Source organism: Desulfovectis peckii, from assembly GCF_055391705.1.
In genome coordinates this window covers 1,980,134-2,002,580 of record NZ_AP042409.1, presented here as the reverse complement: position 1 = coordinate 2,002,580, position 22,447 = coordinate 1,980,134, and the positions used below count along the sequence as shown (strand labels likewise).

The 22,447-nt window shown below is 39.5% G+C and carries 20 protein-coding genes and 2 tRNA genes; 15 read left to right on the top strand and 7 right to left on the bottom strand.

Going from position 1 to position 22,447, the window contains the following annotated elements; genetic code table 11:
- Positions 1 to 8: 8 nt before the first annotated feature.
- The 3 genes from ACZ5NG_RS09885 to ACZ5NG_RS09875 are packed head-to-tail and all read right to left on the bottom strand — an operon-like array spanning position 9 to position 3,689.
- Positions 9 to 1,469, bottom strand: a complete 1,461-nt coding sequence (locus tag ACZ5NG_RS09885) for a cache domain-containing protein (protein WP_464251644.1) — start codon at positions 1,467 to 1,469, stop codon at positions 9 to 11.
- Between the two features lie 26 nt (positions 1,470 to 1,495).
- Complete coding sequence (locus tag ACZ5NG_RS09880; protein WP_464251643.1) at positions 1,496 to 2,107, bottom strand: response regulator; 612 nt, start codon at positions 2,105 to 2,107, stop codon at positions 1,496 to 1,498.
- On the bottom strand, positions 2,094 to 3,689 hold the full coding sequence (locus tag ACZ5NG_RS09875; protein ID WP_464251642.1) for a sensor histidine kinase: 1,596 nt from the start codon (positions 3,687 to 3,689) through the stop codon (positions 2,094 to 2,096). Before ACZ5NG_RS09875 ends, ACZ5NG_RS09880 begins: the two co-directional genes overlap by 14 nt.
- A 508-nt stretch (positions 3,690 to 4,197) precedes the next feature.
- On the opposite strand from ACZ5NG_RS09875, the gene ACZ5NG_RS09870 reads away from it, so the two are divergent.
- The 4 genes from ACZ5NG_RS09870 to ACZ5NG_RS09855 all read left to right on the top strand — a co-directional run bounded on the left by ACZ5NG_RS09870 (position 4,198) and on the right by ACZ5NG_RS09855 (position 7,410).
- Positions 4,198 to 5,673 (top strand): putative sulfate exporter family transporter, encoded by a 1,476-nt coding sequence (locus tag ACZ5NG_RS09870; RefSeq protein WP_464251641.1) that lies wholly within the window; start codon positions 4,198 to 4,200, stop codon positions 5,671 to 5,673.
- 26 nt (positions 5,674 to 5,699) lie between these two features.
- Positions 5,700 to 5,867 (top strand): hypothetical protein, encoded by a 168-nt coding sequence (locus ACZ5NG_RS09865; protein WP_464251640.1) that lies wholly within the window; start codon positions 5,700 to 5,702, stop codon positions 5,865 to 5,867.
- 305 nt (positions 5,868 to 6,172) lie between these two features.
- Positions 6,173 to 7,249 (top strand): YeiH family protein, encoded by a 1,077-nt coding sequence (locus ACZ5NG_RS09860; protein ID WP_464253150.1) that lies wholly within the window; start codon positions 6,173 to 6,175, stop codon positions 7,247 to 7,249.
- 17 nt (positions 7,250 to 7,266) lie between these two features.
- Positions 7,267 to 7,410 (top strand): hypothetical protein, encoded by a 144-nt coding sequence (locus ACZ5NG_RS09855; protein ID WP_464251639.1) that lies wholly within the window; start codon positions 7,267 to 7,269, stop codon positions 7,408 to 7,410.
- Here the strand turns inward: ACZ5NG_RS09855 and ACZ5NG_RS09850 are convergent.
- Entirely contained in the window at positions 7,407 to 8,054 is a 648-nt protein-coding gene (locus tag ACZ5NG_RS09850; protein ID WP_464251638.1) for an ankyrin repeat domain-containing protein, read from the bottom strand. The genes ACZ5NG_RS09855 and ACZ5NG_RS09850 overlap by 4 nt on opposite strands.
- Positions 8,055 to 8,576: 522 nt before the next feature.
- Between ACZ5NG_RS09850 and ACZ5NG_RS09845 the strand changes: the two genes are divergently transcribed.
- Positions 8,577 to 9,917: a YeiH family protein gene (locus ACZ5NG_RS09845; RefSeq protein WP_464251637.1), complete on the top strand. Its 1,341-nt coding sequence runs from the start codon at positions 8,577 to 8,579 to the stop codon at positions 9,915 to 9,917.
- A gap of 73 nt (positions 9,918 to 9,990) precedes the next feature.
- Here the strand turns inward: ACZ5NG_RS09845 and ACZ5NG_RS09840 are convergent, their stop codons facing one another.
- Positions 9,991 to 10,359 carry a hypothetical protein gene (locus ACZ5NG_RS09840; protein ID WP_464251636.1) on the bottom strand — a complete coding sequence of 123 codons (369 nt, stop codon included), beginning with the start codon at positions 10,357 to 10,359 and terminating at the stop codon, positions 9,991 to 9,993.
- A 251-nt stretch (positions 10,360 to 10,610) separates the two neighbouring features.
- On the opposite strand from ACZ5NG_RS09840, the gene ACZ5NG_RS09835 reads away from it, so the two are divergent.
- Both ACZ5NG_RS09835 and ACZ5NG_RS09830 read left to right on the top strand, forming a co-directional pair.
- Positions 10,611 to 11,693 carry a YeiH family protein gene (locus ACZ5NG_RS09835; RefSeq protein ID WP_464253149.1) on the top strand — a complete coding sequence of 361 codons (1,083 nt, stop codon included), beginning with the start codon at positions 10,611 to 10,613 and terminating at the stop codon, positions 11,691 to 11,693.
- Between the two features lie 17 nt (positions 11,694 to 11,710).
- Positions 11,711 to 11,854, top strand: a complete 144-nt coding sequence (locus ACZ5NG_RS09830) for a hypothetical protein (RefSeq protein ID WP_464251635.1) — start codon at positions 11,711 to 11,713, stop codon at positions 11,852 to 11,854.
- Here the strand turns inward: ACZ5NG_RS09830 and ACZ5NG_RS09825 are convergent.
- Positions 11,851 to 12,492, bottom strand: a complete 642-nt coding sequence (locus tag ACZ5NG_RS09825) for an ankyrin repeat domain-containing protein (protein WP_464251634.1) — start codon at positions 12,490 to 12,492, stop codon at positions 11,851 to 11,853. The genes ACZ5NG_RS09830 and ACZ5NG_RS09825 overlap by 4 nt on opposite strands.
- A 68-nt stretch (positions 12,493 to 12,560) precedes the next feature.
- Here ACZ5NG_RS09825 and ACZ5NG_RS09820 point away from each other — a divergent pair, with 68 nt between their 5' ends.
- The 4 genes from ACZ5NG_RS09820 to ACZ5NG_RS09805 all read left to right on the top strand — a co-directional run bounded on the left by ACZ5NG_RS09820 (position 12,561) and on the right by ACZ5NG_RS09805 (position 17,553).
- Positions 12,561 to 12,794: a DUF2179 domain-containing protein gene (locus ACZ5NG_RS09820; protein WP_464251633.1), complete on the top strand. Its 234-nt coding sequence runs from the start codon at positions 12,561 to 12,563 to the stop codon at positions 12,792 to 12,794.
- Positions 12,795 to 12,910: 116 nt separating this feature from the next.
- Positions 12,911 to 14,404, top strand: coding sequence for a two-component system sensor histidine kinase NtrB (locus ACZ5NG_RS09815; RefSeq protein WP_464251632.1), 1,494 nt, complete (start codon positions 12,911 to 12,913; stop codon positions 14,402 to 14,404).
- Positions 14,405 to 17,368, top strand: a complete 2,964-nt coding sequence (locus ACZ5NG_RS09810) for an ATP-binding protein (RefSeq protein WP_464251631.1) — start codon at positions 14,405 to 14,407, stop codon at positions 17,366 to 17,368. It begins immediately after the preceding gene.
- Between the two features lie 110 nt (positions 17,369 to 17,478).
- Positions 17,479 to 17,553: transfer RNA gene (locus ACZ5NG_RS09805), tRNA-Ile, on the top strand.
- 98 nt (positions 17,554 to 17,651) lie between these two features.
- Here the strand turns inward: ACZ5NG_RS09805 and ACZ5NG_RS09800 are convergent.
- Positions 17,652 to 18,557 (bottom strand): 1,4-dihydroxy-2-naphthoate polyprenyltransferase, encoded by a 906-nt coding sequence (locus tag ACZ5NG_RS09800; protein WP_464251630.1) that lies wholly within the window; start codon positions 18,555 to 18,557, stop codon positions 17,652 to 17,654.
- A gap of 185 nt (positions 18,558 to 18,742) precedes the next feature.
- Between ACZ5NG_RS09800 and ACZ5NG_RS09795 the strand changes: the two genes are divergently transcribed.
- From ACZ5NG_RS09795 to ACZ5NG_RS09780, 4 genes are all read left to right on the top strand, one after another.
- Entirely contained in the window at positions 18,743 to 20,365 is a 1,623-nt protein-coding gene (locus ACZ5NG_RS09795; RefSeq protein ID WP_464251629.1) for a putative manganese-dependent inorganic diphosphatase, read from the top strand.
- A 284-nt stretch (positions 20,366 to 20,649) separates the two neighbouring features.
- A tRNA-OTHER gene (locus ACZ5NG_RS09790) sits at positions 20,650 to 20,725 on the top strand.
- A gap of 286 nt (positions 20,726 to 21,011) precedes the next feature.
- Positions 21,012 to 21,368 carry a hypothetical protein gene (locus ACZ5NG_RS09785; RefSeq protein WP_464251628.1) on the top strand — a complete coding sequence of 119 codons (357 nt, stop codon included), beginning with the start codon at positions 21,012 to 21,014 and terminating at the stop codon, positions 21,366 to 21,368.
- Between the two features lie 98 nt (positions 21,369 to 21,466).
- Positions 21,467 to 22,279 (top strand): undecaprenyl-diphosphate phosphatase, encoded by an 813-nt coding sequence (locus ACZ5NG_RS09780; protein WP_464251627.1) that lies wholly within the window; start codon positions 21,467 to 21,469, stop codon positions 22,277 to 22,279.
- Positions 22,280 to 22,447: the final 168 nt, after the last annotated feature.

Below are 22,447 nucleotides of genomic sequence, written 5' to 3'. Positions count from 1 at the left end.
ATTACCGTTTAAGACAAACCTTTTTTAGCATCCAACAGCAGAATCAATGTTCCGGCATATTTTCCGTCCTGATCATGTACCGGTGCAATATCACAAACTACGTTGTGAGAGCGCAGCGGGATTCTTTTGACGGTGTGAATATCTTGATTTTCCAGAATAAACGCCGCCAGTTCACTGTTAACGGCGGCAATATTTTTGCCCCGTTCTAAATTACCAAGGTAATAATTGGCCATTAAATTAGCAGCAGCGATGTTATTATCTTTATCCACATAAATTATGCCTTCCGAAACTATTTCTATCAGTTTGTTAAAGGCTTGACTTAATGTTTTTTCTTCTTCATTGCTGACCCTAATTACACTTAAAGAGCCTAATTTTTTACCGTTTTTAATAATCGGTGAATGGATAACGGCCAACAGCCTGTCAGTGGTCTTTAACATCACAGATTGTGATTTGGTTTCATGATTTTCGGCAACATGGCCAATCAGCTCTTTTAGCTTGACATTTCTTAATTGTTCTTTGCGCTCAGCAAATATTTGATGGGCCGCTTGGTTAGCAAAGATGATTATTCCTGCATTATTGCTGATGATTACGCCTTCGTTAATTTGGTTAAAAATAGCAAAGTCAATATTATCAAAGTAGGTTTTAGCGGTGTTGACCCCCCAAAACTCCACCAGCAGCTGATACAAGCAATAATAAAGGGCAAAAATTAAACAAATAATGATGATTATGCGCAGTGTTTCAAAGTGGTTTTCTCGCTGAAACAAATAAAGCTGCCAATTGGTTTGCTCTATCAGTGTTGTGTTTACTCGATATTCTTCACCATTGCTGTAAAATTTTTCTGTCGGTGGCTGAAAAAAATCCAAGCTTTGTTGTTTAAAAGGCCAAATAATCGGTTGACCGTAATGATCAAAAACTGCTAACTTGTAATTTTCATTGACAAATTCTTTTTGTAACTCCTGCTGGTATGAGTCCAAACGAAAACTTAAAACTGCCACTTGGTTAGAAGATAACGGTGCTGCCACACTGATAATCGGCAGTTGGGTTTTTGTATCTTTGTGCAATTTAGAAAAAAACGCCTTTTGCCTGCTGTTTTTCGGTAATTGTTCGCGGATAAACTGGGCAATGTACTGCTGATCACTGCCATGCAACGAATGCAGCATCGTGCCGTCCGCTTCTACTAAATATACATCGGTGATTCGGTTGTCATAATTTGAAATGGTCTGCAGTATTTCATCAATATTGGCATTTTCCATTTCTATTTTTTTGGCGGCATTAATGGATGTTGCCTTCAACTCATCTAAAAAAAACAATGTTTTATTAACAGCGATTTGTTCAATACTGCTGCCGTAGCTGCTTAAAGTATCTTTAAAAAAGCGAAATTCCATAATGCCGATAATTAAAAAAACACTGGATAAAAATAACAAGATAAATAAAGGTATATTGCTTTTAACACCTGGGGAATTTTTCATGTTCTCACCCTAAAACTTCAATTTATTTAATTAATTAAGCCTTTTTTTGTTGCGACTGTTAAAGCTTCTTCTACCGTTGTTACGTGCAGTTTAGAGAATACAGATTTTAGCCGGCGGCGCAGTGTGGATAAACTTATATATAACTGCTGGGCAACTTCCTTTTGCGTTTTTCCGGTGGCCAGCATCTGCAGAATTTGCAGTTCTGACTCCGACAACCCTGGTTCAGATAGCTTTAGCAGTGCATCGGATAATCCGGGATAAAGGTAAGAACGACCGTTATAGGTCATCATAATAGCGGATTTAATTTCATCAAAAAACGCATATTTAGGAACAAAGCCATCTACGCCCGCTTCCATTGCTTTTTTAATAAAAACCGCATCATCGTAAATGGTTAAAGCCACATGTTTAATATGCGGGTACTTTTTTTTAATTTGGGCCAGTAAATCTAAGCCATCGCCATCAGGCAGACCGATATCGAGCAGTATTACATCTACATCGTCATTAATGTTCTGTAAAGCTTCTTGTAGACTGCCGGCTTCAGCTATTACTTCCATATTTTCTTCCAAGTCAATCAAATTTTTTAATCCTTCACGGAAAACGTTATGATCTTCAACTAACATAACCTTAATCTTGTCCATCCCGAGTCCCTCCAGAGATAATCGGTACTGTTAAAGCGACCACAAAACCGGTATCGGTTTGCTCAAATATAATATCACCGCCGATTAGTTTAGCACGCTCCTTCATTCCCCACATTCCTTTGCCGGCAATAATTTCTTTTTTGTTCTGTCCGTTATCTTGTATTTCTATTTTTAACGTATCGTGCAAAACAGTGAAAAGAATATCTACTTCGGTAGCTTGCGCATGCTTGGCGATATTACTTAATGCCTCTTGAATTATACGATAAATAATGATCTCATTTCTCTTGGGTATGTTTAAATTGCGATCTTGATAAATCATGTAAACTTTAATGTTATTTAACTTTTCAAAAGTATTAATGTATGACTCCAATGCTGAGATTAAGCCAATGCGGTCAATTAAATAAGGGTGAATATTGTTCATAATACCCCGCATCTCAATGGCAGCGTTCTGACAGTGTTCACGCAATGTTGTCAACTGCTCACGCAGTTGATTATCAGCTACCTCTTTCAGTCTTAAAATATAGTCAATAGAGTGAATGATAGTTGATAAATAGCGGGCAATCCAATCATGAATTTCAATAGATATTAATTTGCGTTCTTTCTCTAAAGTATCTAATAATAAATGCTTGTCCTTTTGTTTTTCTGCATGGCTGGCAATTAATATTACACCGCGCAGTTGATTAAAAAAGAAAACCGGGATATAGTCCACCGTTAACTCCAGCTTGCGCCCGGAATGAAAGTAGGTAACATGGTGATTTAAAAGTTCTTTCTTTTGCATCATTACAGCATACAGCGGTTGAGTTACATTTTGCATCTGTGGCAAAACAGCTGCTATTTCGTTTAAATTTCTTCCCAAAAATTGTTCTGCGTCTAAGCCAAAAAGATCTAATGCGTACTCATTGATTTCGGTAAAGTAGCCCCGCCGATCCATAACAATTATGCCGTGTTTAATATGCGCTGACAACTTAGGGAAATCAAGATTATAAATGGAGAATTTAGTAAAGATTCTATAGACACTCCATATTAATATAAACAAACCGATGCAAGCCAGCAGCAATAAGAGTTTTATTATTCCGCTCTGTTCAGAGAAACTATTGCTTGAAAAATCATTTAAATACTTGGTTGTTAATTCAATCCCCTTATTTATTTCGTACTGCAAGTCCTCATCAAAATCTTGCTGCCGCGACTGTAAATAAGCCAGTTTTTCTGCGGATAAATCGCGGGTGGCCTGCCTGAGAGGTACTGCTTCATTCTCAATAAATGAAATATAAGCTTGTGTCAACTCATTTATAGTTTCAGTAATGGTTAATTCTTCTTCAGCCGCGATCACATTGCGGGCGTATATGCGAAAATATTCCAGGTATTGGTTATCACCAGTAAGAATATACTGCCGCCCGTGATTAGTAAGTGTTGACAGTAAATTTGCAACTTCACTGTAAACCTCTAACTCTTTAATATATAGATTGGTTTGCTGTTCTATCTCGTTGTTTTTAAAAAGCAGCTGCGTCAAAATAGCTAAAGAGAGAAATAACAAGGACAAGATAATTATGGCAACGATATTTAGTTTATTAAATTTATACATATCAATCACCAAATAAATGCTTAATATATTTATTACTTTTATTTGTTACTTTAATTGTAAACAATTTCAGTTCAATTTTGTTACAAATTCACCCACAATGCCAATGAAACAAAAATACCATCAAAATGACACATTTGTGTCACTGGGGCGGCAATTAACCGTCGCAATGGGTAAGGGAAATAGTCATAAGATTCTGGAGTTATTGACTTTTAATAGTGCAAAAATTAACATAAACACAAAAGGAAAGTGAATACTTTATCAATGGCAATGTACTATACAAATTTAATTATAGCCTATAGTAGCAACGTTAGACAATGTGAAAACTTCTAAGGGCAGGAACAATTATCCAGTATCCAATATACAACATATTGCATATTACGCATATAAATATAATCAAAAATATTTTTAATTTTCAAATACATAAAGGTGGGGGTGATCTATGGGAACTGTTTAGCAGCCAACTAGCCAACTAACTGTCAACTGTCAAAAGTAAAAAGGGGGGTAACATATGACTGAAATTAGTTATCAGAGAAAACCAATGCTAAAAGATGAAGACTGGTGGGCCGCGTGGCTCGGACTGTTCATCTTTGCATTAGGTTTAGGGCCACTAATGGGCGTAGACATTTTAGGCTGGGCTGTTAAAAGCAGCACTTGGATTAATTTATCTGATGCATTTAAGCCTGTATCGAAAGCCTACAGTTGGATGCCCGGTTATGTATCTTTGATAATAACATTCCTATTTCTGTTGGCTATTACAACATTTGGCGCCAAAGTGATGGGGGCTAATGTAAAAAGATATGCAGCCGGTTTCACAATTATTTTCTGGATTACTGCGGTATGTAATGCCATAGGAAACATAGCATATATCGGTGCTACTCCGGACAAACGTGAAGCTTTTGGTATTACTTGGTCCCTTGGCCTTGGTGAAATGGGCTACATTTTTGCCATGGTGGTAGGGCTTATTATCGGTAACTTCTTCTTAAAGTTTGCTGACTTTTTAAAAGAAGCGGCCAAGCCGGAATGGTTCATTAAAACCGGTATTGTTATTCTCGGTGCTTCTATTGCGGTTAAAACACTGGGTGCTTTTGGTTTGGCCACAACCATTATTATTCGGGGTCTTTGTGCAGTAGTAGAAGCATATTTAATTTACTGGCCGGTAGTTTACTTTATATCTCGTAAGTTTTTCAAATTTACACCAGAATGGGCCGCACCGCTGGCTTCCGGTATCTCTATTTGCGGTGTGTCCGCTGCTATCGCTACCGGTAGTGCTATTCGTGCCCGTCCCATAGTTCCTGTTATTCTATCCGCCGTTATTATTGTCTTTGTTGCTTTAGAGTTGCTGTTCTTGCCCTGGTTGGCACAGGCTTTCTTGTATGACGATCCGTTGGTAGCCGGTGCCTGGATGGGTTTGGCAGTAAAGAGTGACGGTGGGGCAGTTGCCAGTGGAGCGATTACTGATTCACTGGTTAGAGCCAGAGCATTGAGCGAATTGGGTGTACAGTACGAAGAAGGCTGGATATTGATGGTGACTACCACCACGAAAGTCTTTATTGACATTTTCATCGGTGTTTGGGCCTTCATCCTGGCTGTAATTTGGTCAGTATACCGCATTGATAAAAACGGTGCTAGTTCACAAGCTGGCTCAAAGGTAAGTCCTGGAGAAATATGGGATCGCTTCCCGAAATTCATTATCGGGTTTGTACTAACATTCTTTATCCTGTTCTTTATCGGTTTAGGTAACCCGGATGCTGTTGATACCCTTAATGCCGGTGTAAGTGAATCTAATGCCTTTAGAACGATATTCTTTGCACTGTGCTTCTTCTCTATTGGTTTGATTACCAATGTGCGTAAGTTGTGGCAGGAAGGTATGGGTCGGATTGTAACAGTATATGCTGTTGCTCTGTTTGGTTTCATTCTTTGGGTAGGCCTGTTAATCTCCTATATATTCTACCATGGAATTACACCTCCGACCATTGGCGGTTAATAATATAATAAAAGGAGGTTGTTAAGATGGCTGAAACAAAAACCAGACTGGCAGAAGAAACGGTTACAGCTGCTGAGGCTTATGAAACTGAATATTACGATTTGTTGCCTATTGAAATGAAACTAATTAAATATTCTTTAGGCTTAGGTGTTACATTATTAGTGATCTTTATACTCATGTTTAGGGTATTTTAACAGTCAACTAAACATAAAAAATGGGCTGAAGTACTACGAGCTAAAGGCTCAGGTGCTTCGGCCCTTTTTGTGTTAGCGGGATTAAGTTCAAAGTATACTACTAACGCTCAAACAATCCTCGGCACTAATCCTTCACTAGCTAATACTTTTATCCGGATAAAAATAAAAGGTATTTATAATCTAATTGGTTAGTTTGCGAATTGTTACTGATGGTTTATAATGTTGTTAGAATATACGAAAAATTTCTCAAAGAAGGGAACTTTATAGTGCGGTTATTAGTGAAAACCATACCCGGTATTTTGCTGATGTTTGCCATTGCCGTCTTAACCCGTGGCGCGGCGGATTTGGGTTTTCCCCAATGGCCGGGATTGGAAGCCTATCTTGCGGCCAACGAGTTTACAAAAAAGTACTTAGTTGATCTACTGCATCTAAACTATGTGCTGTTAAGCATTATCATCGGCATATTAATTAAAAACCTTTTTTCTGTACCTCATTGGACAGTTCCGGGAATCAGAACTTCGCAAATGTTTATTAAATTAGGTGTTGTGCTTTTTGGTTCGATGTACAGTGTGAAGGATGTCGCCCGCCTGGGATTGACGGGGCTAATTTTGGTTTTAAGCTTTGTTTTTATAAGCATAATATTTACTTTGTGGTTGGCAAAAAAAGTAAACATGGATTCTTCATCTGCAGCGGTATTGGCGGCCGGCACATCAATATGCGGGGTTTCTGCAATCATTGCTGCAGCCCCTGCGGTGCGGGCCAAAACAACGGATGTGGTTTACTCTATTGCCACTATTCTTTCTTTTGGTTTAGCCAGCGTAGTTATTTTCCCGCTGGTTGGTACATTGGTTGGGTTGACACCGCACCAGTTTGGTGTTTGGGCGGGAACAGGAATATTAAATAGCGGTCAGGTTTTAGCTGCCTGTCTGGCCTTTGATCCCGAGGTAGCCAATCAGGCTTCAATAAGTTTAAAAACCGGTGAGATTTACAACCTGCTGCGAGTGATTTTCTTGCCCTTTGTGGTTTTAGTATTAGCGGTGTTTGTCAGTGGTAAAACTAAGTGCTATGTTGATGACATAAACATTAATACCAGTTTATGGAGCCGGTTTCCGGTGTTTGTTATAGGCTTTTTAATAATGGTATTATTGACTTCTTTTGGTTTATTTGGACAGACATCGCCACCGTCACCGGAACTGATGATCATTCGCAAGCTTTATAACTGGTGTTTTGCTATCGGTTTAGCCGGTATGGGGATGCAAATTTCACTGAACGAGCTGAGTAAGGCAGGCAGTAAGCCGCTGCTGGTAGGAACCGCAGCGGCAGTGCTAAAAGCTGTGCTTGCTTTAATTGTAGTGATGCTGTTTATCAGCGAAGAACCTTAATGTAATGAGGGATAACTATGCACAATAAAAAGCAACACAGAAAACAAACAGATTATCAGGAACCGCATTACATAACGTTGTTTGCTAACGAAAGGATTGAAGATTACGTAGTTTTATCGCTGGCTTTAATGATCATAATTTTAGTTTTGCTGCTGATTTAAAGGCTCTTTTGCTTCAATAGGTCTACTATTTCCAGATGGTCTTGTGCTTCTGCCAAATCTAAAGCGGTTGCCCCTTTGGCATTTTTAGCATTGACATCGGCGTTATTTTGCAAAAGCCACTCTACAACTTCATAATGCCCGCCTAAAGCAGCAAACATTAAGGGGGTAAAACCTTCCTTATTTTTTTTATTTATCTCTGCCCCATTTTTTACCAACGTTTGCACACATTCAAGGCTACCCTTGGCAGCGGCAAACATTAACGGCGTCCAGTCATCCTGGCCGCTTTGTTCAACTTTTGCCCCGCTGGCAATTAATAATTGCAGCATATCATGGTTCCCTTCATGAGCGGCCCACATTAATGCGGTATTTCCTTCATTATTCTGCATATTAACATCGGCACCCTGCTCCAACAGGTACTGTACAACATCGGGATGATTATTGCGCACCGCCCACATCAATGCTGTCCAGCCCTTTCCGTCTTGACTGTTCACATCAATACCTTCCGCCAGTAACTTTTTTACGTTATCAAGATTACCCTTTTCCGCTTCTTTAACTAATGAGTTTTGATTGCTGAAGAAAAAAACACCGGCAAGCAATAATGGTACTAGGATGATTGCGATAATCCACTTTTTTTTATTAGACATTGTTATCACCTTCCCTCTCTATGTAATTAGATGAGCAAGTCAAAGATCCTGCTAATAATTTAAATATATACTGTTGAAATTTATGGCGAATAAATAGTCAATGTAATCTTTAAAAGTTTTAATGACACATTTGTGTCATTATAGTGACGCTTATCTACTGTATTAGGAAAGCTAAATAGTCATAGAATTTGTGAGTTATTGACTTAGCATAGATTATGATTAGAATATAAAAATGTGAATGGGCTATCTTATAATTAGATTATAAAAATGTGAATAGATTATCAATAGTAAATAACAAATTAAATTAAATAGTATTTGAATAGTTAATTAAGTTGATAACATGAAGGTAATATTAAGTAAATTGAATGAATAGTTGATGATTATTTTAACTAAAATTAATAACCAATTTAACTAAACCTGTAATCCTGTCGTTAACGACATATATTTATTGTTTTATGGTATTTCGAGGCTTTTGTTGCCGGCAAAAAGCCTCAATTTTAAATTCAAAGGAGATGATTATCAATGGGTGACAAACCCACAAAACCAAGCAGCGGCTGGACTGATCTTTTCAAAAAAGAAGATTGGTGGGCAGTGTGGCTTGGTCTCGGTTTGGTTATTGCTGCCATCATGTTTTTCTATGCAGGTGGTTCCATTAAGTACATAGCGGTAAATATTCCGGATTGGAACCAATTCGGTACGGTAACCACATATTTAGCGGATAATATTGGTTCCGTAATTGCTATGTTTATAGTGCTTACAGCTATTTTTTCAATTGCTGTCAAAATTATCGGCCATGATTTAAAGGATTTTATTCCCGGTTTTGCAATTCTCTTTTTAGCCGCCATTATTGTATCTATTTTTGGATCTTGGGAGTGGGCTCAAAAGTATAACTTGGAAGCTCCGCTGGTAGCATTAGCTTTGGGTATGATCATTGGTAATACGGTAAAAATCCCCAAATGGTTTGAATCAGCGCTGCGTACCGAATTTTACGTTAAAGTTGGTATTGTTTTGTTAGGTGCAACTTTACCGTTTACTAAGATTCTTGAAGCCGGTCCGATTGCTTTTGCTCAGGCAACGGTAATTGCGGTTACTACCTTCTTGGCCATTTACTGGGCAGGAACCAGGCTGTTTGGCCTGGATAAAAGGTTTGCCGCTACTCTTGGTGCCGGCGGTTCAATTTGCGGTGTGTCCGCATCTATCGCCATCGGCGGTGCAGTAAAAGCTGATAAAAATCATGTATCGGTTGCGATTTCACTGGTAGTTGTTTATGCTGTAATCATGATTTACTTATTGCCAATCCTGATTAACTTCTTGGGTATTTCGGAAGGTCCTGCCGGTGCTTGGATTGGTACTTCCGAGTTTGCTGATTCTGCCGGTATCGCCGCTGCCGCGGCCATTGGTGATGAAGCAATCACTACCTTTACTTTGATGAAGGTTGTTGGCCGGGATATGTTTGTGGGCATTTGGTGCTTTATTTTGGCACTGATTTCAATCACTAAGTGGGAAAAGAGAGAAGACGGTACTAAGCCGGATGCCGCCGAAATTTGGCATAGATTCCCTAAATTTGTTCTTGGTTTCTTTGTTGCTTCAGCACTGTTAACTTTTGTTTTAGCCGGACAAGCCCCTGCTGTTGCAGACCAAATTAACAGTGACGTTATTTCACCGATTAAGACTTTGAGAACATGGGCTTTTGTATTCTGCTTCTTAGCTATTGGTTTAACCACTCGCTTTAAGGAGCTGGCATCAGTTGGTTGGAGGCCTTTCGCAGCATTTACCACCGGTGTACTGGTTAACGTTCCGTTGGGCTTTATCTTCTCCGTCTTAATCCTCGGCGGTTACTGGGCTTCCGTTGCCGGCCACTAATTAATAAAGCAAATATGGGCTGAAGTACCACGAGCTATAGGCTCTGGAACTTCAGCCCTTTTTGTGTTTGCGTTTACAACATACCCCATTTACGTTCATATTCTACTTTTAAAACAAACTCATCATCATTAAAACCCTTGTCTTTTAACAATTTTAAAGCCTCATTAAAATCAAAGGATTGTGTTTCCATTAAAATGTGATCTTTGCGCCCGGTAACAGCCCAGTCATCGTGCGCTGCTAATAAGATATCCATCATAGTTGCAATGCGTTCCAGGCGATTGTTTAAAAATTTATTTAGTTCTCTCACCGCTTCGGGAGTAACATTTTTAGCTTTGACAATTTTTTTCAACGGGGGCTCTTCACCGGGTTGCCACTCTCTTTTTTCGAAGAAATAAAAAAAGAATCTTGCCCTTTGGATACAAGTGATATTATCTTTTTTCAAAGGTATTACCCCTTTCATCACCTTATAACATCATTTTAGACATATTTATTATAACTTGCCGTAAAATAACCGGCAATAAAAAACAAAAATTGCTTATTTTCTACCCACCTGCTTTGCGAATTCTTTCTGATGCTTTATAATGTTGTTTGGTGAAATATAAGTAAATTTGTCAAAACATATGCAACAAAATATACAGAAGGGAATTTTACATAGTGCGGTTATTAGTGAAAACCATACCCGGTATTTTGCTGATGTTTGCCATTGCCGTCTTAACCCGTGGAGCGGCGGATTTGGGTTTTCCCCAATGGCCGGGATTGGAAGCCTATCTTGCGGCCAACGAGTTTACAAAAAAGTACTTAGTTGATCTACTGCATTTAAACTATGTGCTGTTAAGCATTATCATCGGCATGTTAATTAAAAACCTTTTTTCTGTACCTCATTGGGCAGTTCCGGGAATAAGAACTTCACAAATGTTTATTAAATTAGGTGTTGTGCTCTTAGGTTCGATGTACAGTATGAAGGATGTCGCCCGCCTGGGATTGACGGGGCTAATTTTGGTTTTAAGCTTTGTTTTTATAAGCATAATATTTACTTTGTGGTTGGCAAAAAAAGTAAACATGGATTCTTCATCTGCAGCGGTATTGGCGGCCGGCACATCAATATGCGGGGTTTCTGCAATCATTGCTGCAGCCCCTGCGGTGCGGGCCAAAACAACGGATGTGGTTTACTCTATTGCCACTATTCTTTCTTTTGGTTTAGCCAGTGTAGCTATTTTCCCGTTGGTTGGTACATTGGTTGGGTTGACATCGCACCAGTTTGGTGTTTGGGCAGGAACAGGAATAGTCAATACCGGTCAGGTTTTAGCTGCCTGTCTGGCCTTTGATCCCGAAGTAGCCAATCATAATCAGGCTTCAATAAGTTTAAAAACCGGTGAGATTTACAACCTGCTGCGAGTGATTTTCTTGCCCTTTGTGGTGTTGGTATTAGCAGTGTTTGTCAGTAGTAAAACTAAATACTATGTTGATGACATAAACATTAATACCAGTTTATGGAGCCGGTTTCCGGTGTTTGTTATAGGCTTTTTAATAATGGTATTAATGACTTCTTTTGGTTTATTTGGACAGACGTCGCCACCGTCACCGGAACTGATGATCATTCGCAAGCTTTATAACTGGTGTTTTGCTATCGGTTTAGCCGGTATGGGGATGCAAATTTCACTGAACGAGCTGAGTAAGGCAGGCAGTAAGCCGTTGCTGGTAGGAACCGCAGCGGCAGTGCTAAAAGCCGTGCTTGCTTTAATTGTAGTGATGCTGTTTATCAGCGAAGAACCTTAATGTAATGAGGGATAACTATGCACAATAAAAAGCAATACAGAAAACAAACAGATTATCAGGAACCGCACTACATAACGTTGTTTGCCAACGAAAGGATTGAAGATTACGTAGTTTTATCGCTGGCTTTAATGATCATAATTTTAGTTTTGCTGCTGATTTAAAGGCTCTTTTGCTTCAACAGGTCTACTATTTCCAGATGAGCTTGTGCTTCTGCCAAATCTAAAGCGGTTGCCCCTTCGGCATTTTTAGCATTGACATCGGCGTTATTTTGCAAAAGCCACTCTACAACCTCATAATACCCGTCCAAGGCAGCAAACATTAAGGGAGTGAAGCCATCTACATTTTTATGATTTACCTCCGCACCATGTTCTATCAACGTTTGCACGCATTCAAGGTTACCTTTGGCAGCGGCAAACATTAACGGCGTCCAGCCATCCTGGCCGCTTTGTTCAACTTTTGCCCCGCTGGTAATTAACAATTGCAGTAAATCATGGTATCCTAGATAAGCGGCCCACATTAATGCGGTATTTCCTTCATTATTCTGCATATTAACGTCAGCACCCTGCTCCAACAGGTACTGTACAACATCGGGATGATTGTTGCGCACCGCCCACATCAATGCAGTCCAGCCCTTTCCGTCTTGACTGTTCACATCAATACCTTCCGCCAGTAACTTTTTTACGTTATCAAGATTACCCTTTTCCGCTTCTTTAACTAATGAATTTTTATTATTGAGAAAAAATCCGGTAAACAATAATACAGCGATGATTGCTATTATCAACTTTTTTTGATTTGACATTGTTATCACCTTCCCTTTCTAAATTAATTAGATGAGCAAGTCAAAGATCCTGCTAATAATTTAAATATATGAAGCAATTAACGCTATGGCTTTTAATGCTTGTTGCCAACAGTATTATTTATGAATTAGGCCGGGGTATAAGCTATCTGAAAGGGCAAGGGGTTTTTTGGCTAGTCAACACGTTAGTAAAGAACTTTGAAATTACCGGAATTAAGGTCGTGGTTAAAGAAGTCGATGACAGCGCTTTTATTTACATTACCGAAAGAATTGAAGTGACCGGAAAAGACTTTACCTGGAAATAAGTAAAGCGTTTAGAAAATTCAAAAATTAATTGTGAGATATGCAGGAATTAAATGTGAAAAAAAGAATAAATATACACGCAGCAATTTAAGGTTACTTCAATTATGGGGTGAGAACAATGATGGGGAAATTAACCGAGTCCAGCCAGCCAGAAAAAATATTAATTGTTGATGACATGCTAATACATTTAGAAACAGCCAAATTATACCTGGAAAAAGCAGGGTTTACAGTAAGCTGTGCATTAGATGCCGAAAGGGCTTGGCAATTAGTTTGTTGTGAACAGCCGGATTTAGTGCTTTTAGATGTTATGCTGCCGGGAGAAAACGGCCTAAAAATATTAGAGAAAATAAAAAGCAGCTATCCTTCAACTTGGGTAGTGATTATGACTGCTTTCGGATCTGAAGAAATTGCTGCCCGGGCACTGCATTTGGGGGCTGTTGACTATATTCGCAAGCCGCTAAAATACAGCGAGCTGGTTGATGTAGTGAAAAAAGTGATAGCTCAGCAGCGGGAAGAGCGGAATAAAGAGCTGGAGATGCAATCTTTAAAAAATGCTTATGAAGAATTGCAGGTCAGTGCGGACTCAATTTTGCGCTGCTTATCTTCAGCGGTTATTGCGGTTGACGTTAACTTAAAGATCAGCATGATTAATCAAAAGGCGAGAGAATTGTTTAATTTGCAGGGGGATCCAATCGGTGAGTATTATTATGATGTCTTTCCGCGATATAAAAATAACAGTTTGTTGAAAAAGACGTTGGAAAATGAGAAGCCGCAGCAAATTTACGGGATAAAGTACAACGGTTTAAATAAAATTTTTGACGTCCGTACCGATGTGATTAGGGATCGTGATGGGAATAAAGTAGGAGCGGTAATCGTTTATGATGATATTACTGTTTTCTGGCAGATGGAAAAAACGCTGCGAGCCAACGAACATCAGGCGGTAATTGGTCAGATGGCGGCCGGCGTTGCTCATGAGCTAAAAAACCCGTTAACAGTAATTAAAGGTTTTGCCCAATTAATTACAGCCAGGTGCGATGAAGAAATTAAAAGTTATATGCAGGCAATGAACACTGAAATTGAAAGGATGCAAGAGGTAATTCAAAACTTTTTGCAGTTAGCCCGTCCAAAACCGCCTAATTTTGCTCCCTGCAATATTAATAAAATTATAATGGAAATGCTTCCTTTAATTAATTCTCAAACTTATGCCCGTGGTATTAAAGTGTATGTAAAAACCGACAGCAATATTCCGGAATCACTTATGGATGCAGCGCAAATTAAACAGTTGCTGTTAAACTTGGTACAAAACGCCGTGGAGGCAATCTCTGATGAGGGAGAGATCTGGCTGGAAACCAAATATTTAATTAACCGGCAAATTTGCCTACAGGTGGTGGACAGCGGCTGCGGTATTGAGCCTGATAAGTTGGACAAATTGTGCCAGCCGTTTTTTACTACTAAAGATACCGGTACCGGTTTAGGCTTAAGTATTTGTCAATCAATTGTTCAACAGCACGGCGGCAAAATAAAGGTAGACAGTAAAGCGGGTGTGGGCACCGTTTTTTCTGTTTATCTACCGGTTGACAGTGGCAAAAACTTGGAAAAGAAGGTTGTATAGATGCTTAAATTACCACAACTATTATATAAAAGCATTCGTTTTAAAGTGATGGCACTGGTTTTTTTAGTCATTGTATTATTAATGGCTAGTGTATTGTGTTTGAGTTATGTACATGAAAAGAAACATATTAACGAAGATGTTAATAAATATTTTACACTGGCAGCGGATATTATCAGTGATGATATTAAACGTTGGCTGAATAACAGAAAATATGAAGTATACACTTTGGCTGCAAACCCGCTGCTACATCAGTATGTCAATCAGTGGGTGATGGGGGAAGATTATCGACAAACCGAGGCTGAATTAGCGGAATATTGGAAAAGAATAGTTAGCCAAGGTAACATTTTTGAAGAAATTTATTTTACTGATCCGGAAGGCCGGATATGGCTGTCTTCTGAACAAAGCCGTCAAAATACCTATCGCCCGGTGGATGATTTAATTAATATTCCGCTGCAAACCGGAGAAATATATTTCAGTAATGCTTATAAGTCTACATATACCAATCAGCCCAGCGTTGCTTTTGCGCTGCCGCTGGAGGCAAAAACCGCTGCGGATGAAAGCACCGATCGTTATGTTGGTGTGCTGGTTTTTCGCATTAATATAGCAAGTGTTATTCAGCCTCTTTTAAGCTATCAGCTGAAAATGGGCGAAACCGGTGAAATTATTTTAATCGATCAAAACCGGACGGCTATTACGGATTTGCGTGCTCGACCCAATTCAGCACTGCAGTATCAACTGCAGTCACAGCCTGCTTTTAAAGTGGTCAACGGAGAAAGCGGTGTTATGCAGTGTACCGGTTACGATGGGGACGAGATGATTGCTGCTTACCGCCCAATACCGGAGGCAGGTTGGGGTTTAATTGTGCGTCAAGAATTAACCGAGTTATATGCCCCATATTGGAACAATGTGTTTAAATTTACGCTGGCTGCCTTGCTGGTTATGGCTTTAATGATGCTGGCAATATATTTTGGGTTAGAAAAATTTATTAAACCAATTACTGAAATGTCTGATATAGCTCGCGATATGGCTGGCGGTGATTTCAGCAAAAGAGTCAAGATAAAAAATAATGATGAAATAGGTGCTTTGGGTAAGGCGTTAAATACGATGGCTGTAGAATTAGGTCAACAATTTAAAATGCAAAAGAATCGAGACAAAGTGCTGCAGTCATTGGTAAGCAGTTTGGATATCCGTGACATGCTCACCGATTCTTTAACGCAAATTTGCCATGCTTTTGACTTTACTGTCGGAGTGGTATTTTTGCTGGATAAAGATCGCCAAGTGCTGGTTCCGCAAGCGACCTTTAATTCCGGGAGGGAATTATCAACTAAAAATATTAAATTAGGTGAAGGTTTGGAAGGGCAGGCTGCGGCCAGCGGTAAAGCTTATGTCATTTCTGATATTCCGAAAGACACTGATTATACAGTCAACTGGTTGGGCGGCGAGATGCTTCCCGCCTGTATCGTGCAGCTGCCGTTAATATTTAACGAGCAGGTGTTGGGGGTAATCAGTGCCGCTTCAATGCAGCAAATTAGTGAACAGCAAATGAAAGAGCTGACTAATGTTGCCGGTCAAATTTCAGTGGCGGTAAATAATGCTTTGGTTTATCAGCAGGTAGTGGATTTATCTGAGCAATTAACCGAAAGAAATGAACAATTGGCTCAACAAAATGAGGAACTTAATGCCCTGAACGAAGAGCTAACCAGTCAAACCGAAGAATTAAATGCCCTGAACGAAGAGCTAACCAGCCAAACTGAAGAATTAAATGCATTAAATGAAGAATTAATCGCTCGAACGGAAGAACTGCAGCTTGTTTCTAAAGAACTGCAGGCTAAAAATAAACAGTTAGAAACTATTAACCGCAATAAAACAAATTACTTGGCTACGCTTTCCCATGAACTGCGTGCTCCCCTCAATGCGGTAATTGGCTTTTCTGACGTGCTGTTAGATAAGGTGTTGGGAGATTTAAATCCACAGCAGGAAAAATATACCCGCGAAATATTTAACAGCGGCCAGCATTTGTTAAATCTAATTAATGATTTGCTTGATCTTTCCAGAATTGAAGCAGGTGAAATGAGATTAGATATTAAGCCAACTGAACCGGCTGCCGTTGCTCAGCAGGCAGTGGCTATGGTACAGCCGGATGTTATACGCAAACAGATTAAACTAATAAACAACATTACTCCCGATATTGCTCAGGTATGGGCTGACAGTGAACGGCTGAGGCAAGTATTTGTTAATTTACTGTCTAATGCGGTTAAATATACACCGGCAGGCGGTCAAATCACACTTGGGGCGGAAAACCTTAAAGATGCGGTTAAGTTTTGGGTAGCCGATACCGGCATCGGCATTGCACCTCAGTACCACGAATGGATATTTGAAGAATTTAAACAGGTGAATGAAAACACTGCTGATCAAACCGGCGGAGCAGGTTTGGGGTTGGCGATTACGAAAAAAATACTGAACTTACAAGGAGGCAGCATTTGGGTGGAAAGTGAAGCCGGTAGCGGAGCAACTTTTTACTTTACGCTGCCTAATCGGCCGATTAACGCTTTGGAAGAAGGTTCCGGCCATTTGCCGTCCGAAGCAATTAGGTATCTGAAAAAACCGTTAGATAAATCAAAATTAATTGCTGAGCTGAAAGAGCATAAACAACTTCCGTCCAAAACAACTGTGTTGGCAGTGGATGATGATCCGGCAGTAACGGAATATATCAGTAATATTTTGACCGGTCAGGGCTATCAGGTTATTACTGCCCCTGATGGCGAAACAGGCTGGAAGTTAGCGTTAGAGAACGAACCGGATGTGATTATCATCGATATCATAATGCCCAAGTTAAACGGTTTTGGCCTGGTAGAGAAGCTGGGAAAGCATAACTGGCAAAAGAAGCCGCAAATATTCATCTGTTCTTCCTATGATTTGAGTGCAGAACAAAAACAACTTTTAGAATCAATGCTAAAGCAATAAGAACCGGTACAATTTTGAATTTTGCATGCGTTAACAAGGGCGCGAGAATCGCTCGCGCCCTTACTTGACAAAAAAATTATTTTAATTTATAATTTAAGTTCGTTAAACTTGGGCCCATAGCTCAACGGTAGAGCATCCGGCTCATAACCGGCTGGTTCCAGGTTCGAATCCTGGTGGGCCCACCACTAAAAAACTCTTTGGTTTAGTGGACAACCAAAGAGTTTTTTGTTATTTTCACCGGCGTCAGCGATTATTCCGACTGGCCGAACAGTTATGTAGATAATTACAGATTGAAGCTGGCTAAAATCAGTCCAATGGTTAGTAGCAAGCCAAACTGGGTATTGGTTTGTGCGGTGGCTTTCATGGCCGGCATCATTTCGGGAGCTTTGGTTTTTCCTTTAAACCGGCGATAGGCGCTGTAGGCTTTGGGAGTGCTGAGCAGTACCAATAACAACCATGCAGAAGCCTGCTTAAGCAATACCAAACCTATCACCCAGCAGTAAGCAAAAATAAACATGCCGCCTAAAAAATTAATTGCCCGTGGCCGGCCAAGCAGAATGGCCAATGTGCGCCGACCGTGAGCTTTGTCACCGTCGAGGTCTCGAATGTTGTTTGACGTTAAAATCGCCCCAATCAGTACCATAAAGGGCACAGCAATCAATACGCTGCTTAAAGTAACTTTGCCGGTTTGAATAAAGAAGGAAATTATAACGATGATCCCCATAAAAAAACCGGCAAACAATTCGCCAAGGGGGCTGGCAGAGATGGGGAAGGGTCCGCCGTTATAAAGATAACCGATGCTCATGCAGATTAAACCGACCACAGCCAGCCACCAACTGCTTAATGCACAAATATACAGACCTAAAACAATGGCTATGGCATAAAAGGTTATGGCCATATTTAACACCGTTTTTTCACTGACACCGTCGCGCACAATGGTGCCGCCGATTCCTACTGAATCTTTTGTATCTAAGCCGCGTACATAGTCAAAGTATTCATTAAACATATTGGTAGCGGCCTGAATAAGAATGGATGCCAGTAGCATGGCTAAGAACAGCAGCCAATTAACCGGCCCGCTATGCAGTGCCAGTGCGGTGCCGATGCAAACGGGAACAAAAGAAGCGGTAAGAGTGTGCGGACGTAAAAGCCGCCACCAAACATCCCAGCTATTTTTATTAAAAGAGTTCATTTTAACCTTCCTCCCGTAACCTTTACTGTTTTTACTACACACCAATTTATTATAACGTAAAATAAAGCGATATTTTAAGGTAATCTGTTTTAATCTTGTCTGCTAATTTCCGTCAATCTGTTAGTGCTTTTGTTATACTATTTGAGTGTGCAAAAAATGCTTTATGGAGGGAATACAAATATATTATGAATGCCAACCGAACAACATTGGTGTTTGGCCACAAAAACCCAGATACAGATTCAGTGGCTGCAGCTATTGCTTTAGCTCGTTTAAAAAATAAATTAGGCGAAGATGCTGTACCGGTTACTTTGGGGGAAATAAACAAAGAAAGCCAGTTTGTACTGGATTACTTTGATATCGAGCGCCCGCCGGTGATTGAAAATGTAAAAACCCAGGTGAAAGATTTAAATTACGACTTAGTGGAGGGGATAACTCCGGACACTTCAATTCTAAACGCTTATAAAATTATGGAAAGCAAAGATTTAAGAACACTGCCGGTGGTAGATAAGGCGGGCGGGCTATTGGGTATTATTGCTATGAAAGATATCGCCATGGAACTGGTACGCGGTGATTTCTATAAACTAAATACTTCATTAAAGAATATAGTTAGCGACTTAAACGCAAAAATCATTGTTGACGGTGATGCTTCCGTTAGCGGTAACATTGCGGTAGTGGCTTATTACTACAAAACTGCATTAGATTGCTTAAGCAAAGACGATATTATCATTGTTGGTGACCGCTACGATATTATTGAATGTGCCATTAACCGGCAGGTAAAACTGATTATTGTTACTGATGGAAAAATACCGCCGCTAAAATACGTTACCATGGCTGAAGAGAAACAGGTACCAATAGTAACTGTGCCGCTTGATGCTTATACAACTGCTAAGTTAATTAATCAATGTAACTATGTTTCTTCAATTATGCGTGATAAAGGTGTTGTTAAATTTAACCATAATCAATACCTGGATGAAGTTAAAGAAGAAATGATTAACACTAATTATCGCAACTATCCGGTGGTAAATGATCAAAATATTCTGTTAGGTATGATTAATAAACAACACCTATTAAAACCGGCGAAAAAGCAAGTTATTTTAGTAGACCACAATGAGTACAGCCAAAGTGCCGAAGGCTTGCATGAAGCAGAAATAAAGGAAATCATTGATCACCATAAAATCGGCGATGTAGCAACCAATGCACCGGTGTATTTTCGCAATATGCCGGTGGGCAGCACCTGCACGATTATTTATCAGCTTTATAAAGAATCAAACGTAGAATTAGACCGCAGTACTGCCGGTGTGCTGTTAGCCGGAATTGTTTCTGATACACTGTTGTTTAAATCACCCACCACAACAGAGCAGGACAAAAAAGTGGCGGCAGAACTGCAGGCTATGTTAAATTTATCAGTTGAAAAATTTGCGATGGAAATGTTTAAAGTAGGCACCTCGCTGGAAGGCAGCAGCATTGAGGAAATATTTTATAAAGACTTTAAAGAATTCCATCTTGACCGTTATAAAGCGGGCATTGCCCAGGTTTTTACACTGGATATTGACAGTGTTTTTGCCCGCAAAGAACAGTTTTTAAACTTTATTAATCAAACACATAATAATAAAGAATATTACTTAACACTGCTACTGGTTACCGATATATTGAAGCAGGGCTCTTATTTGCTGTTCCAAACCAATAACAGCTCGCTGATTAGTTCTGCCTTCAATGTTCCCGCCAATCAAGGAGTATTTGTTTCCGGATTGGTTTCCCGAAAGAAGCAGGTAGTGCCCAAAATTGCCGAAGTGGTTAGCTTAATATAACTGATAGTGAGTGGGGGCTGTGAGAACAAGGCTCCCATTATATAAAAATTCTACAAAATAAGGACACCACCCAAAACGCACACATAGTGTAAAGTTGTTGTAGGAAAAAAGAAACAAGAGACCACTCTTTTTGGTAAAATAAAGTTGACCAAAACCCCAAATTACCAAAGAAGTGAGTCTCTTGTGTATACCATTGTACTAAAATAATGCCAAGAGTTTACGGGACAAGTATCATATTTTTGACAAAAAATTGTACTAATTTATAATACAAAACTACTGGAATATGGCCCATAGCTTAATGGTAGAGCAGCCGGTTCATAATATAACCGGCTGGTCCAGGTTCGAATCCTGGTGGGCCGCCTGCAAAAGATAAAGCTCTTTGGTTTTAGTGATAAACCAAAGAGTTTTTTTTTGCCAGCCAGACTAAAAAGTTTTGTTGCTGAAAGCTATCCTGTTTGGTGAATAAATGCAATAACTATTCTAATTTAGTCAATTACAAATAAATATGATACATAGATACTTTAGGGCAGTGTGAGATGAAGTTTTTGTACGGCAATATAAACTATGGCAGATTTAAAGAAATTTTTATGTTAATATTAGCATTGTTAGTGTTACTAATCATGAGACGATGAAAGGGTGGATTTAAATGAGTTTTATAGACAAATTAAATGCCACTATGGAAAACTTAGGCAAAAAAACTGAAGATGTAGTGGAAATAACCAAACTTAAGTTGCAAAAAGGTAAAATTGAAAGGCAGAAAGAAATGAAATTAACCTTGTTGGGGGAGTACGTTTATAAATCATATGTATCTAATGAAAAAAACGGCGAAGCGGTAATTAATCTTTGTGAGGAAATTATCGGCTTAGATAAGGAAATTCAGAATCTGGACAGAAAGATAGAACAGTTTCAATCACCTGAAAAGACCTGTCCACAATGCAATAAAACGGTTGAACCGGCAGATAGCTATTGCGGCTCTTGTGGCTGTAAACTGGAGCATAATTAATTAAAATATAATTGCCTAAAGTAAAGACAATGTCTTATTCATTGCAGTTGTGTTAAAATTACTGTTGTTTACGGCAAAACCAGGAGGTAACGAAATAAGTGGAACAAATACTATTATTGCTGAAATACTTATTTTTGGGGGCGCTGCAGGGCTTTACCGAGCCAATTCCCATTTCATCCAGCGGGCATTTGGTTTTGGCAGAACATTTTTTAGGCATTAAGCCGACAGGAATGACCTTCGAGCTACTGGTTAATACTGGCTCATTAATTGCCGTGCTGTTGATTTATCGGCACGATATCTTCAGAATTGCCTCTAATACCGTCAGCTATGTAACTACACGTAAACCGACGGCTAAGGCAGATTACATGTTTTTTATTTATTTGCTAATTGCTACCATTCCGGCCGGTGTACTGGGGTTTTTGTTTGAAGACACCATCAGCCTATACTTTAAGGGCCTTAAGGTAATAGGGGTTACACTGCTGATTACCGGTGCAGCACTATGGTTGATAAGAAACCTCAGAGGGCGCAAAAATGATGCCGGTATAACTTTAAAAGATGCGTTAATTATTGGCTTGGCACAAGCGGTGGCTTTAATACCCGGCATCAGTCGCTCGGGATCCACCATTGTAGCTGCCATGGCAATGGGCTTAAAACAGGATACCGCTCTGCGTTTTTCCTTTATGATGTATATTCCGGTGAGCTTAGGAGGCATGCTGCTCAGCTTTTCAGACATACTGCAAGATCCTTACTTAAATACGTTGCTGGTGCCTTATTTGGTTGCCTTTGTGGCTTCAACTGTTATTTCTTATTTTTCACTTCGCTGGTTTATGGGCATAATGGCCCGCGGCAACCTAAAATATTTTGCCTACTACTGCTTCATTGTCGGTACACTGGTTACACTGGCATCATAAGTGCTGTTTAGAAAAAAACTATAATCCAATATTACTTAATGATGGAATATATTTTATAAACAAAGGGGCTGAAGCACTACGAGCCAAAGGTTCGTAACGCTTCAGCCCTTTTTATATTTATGGCTTACTACAAAATATCCTCTAAGATGAAGAATTTTGATACTTAAA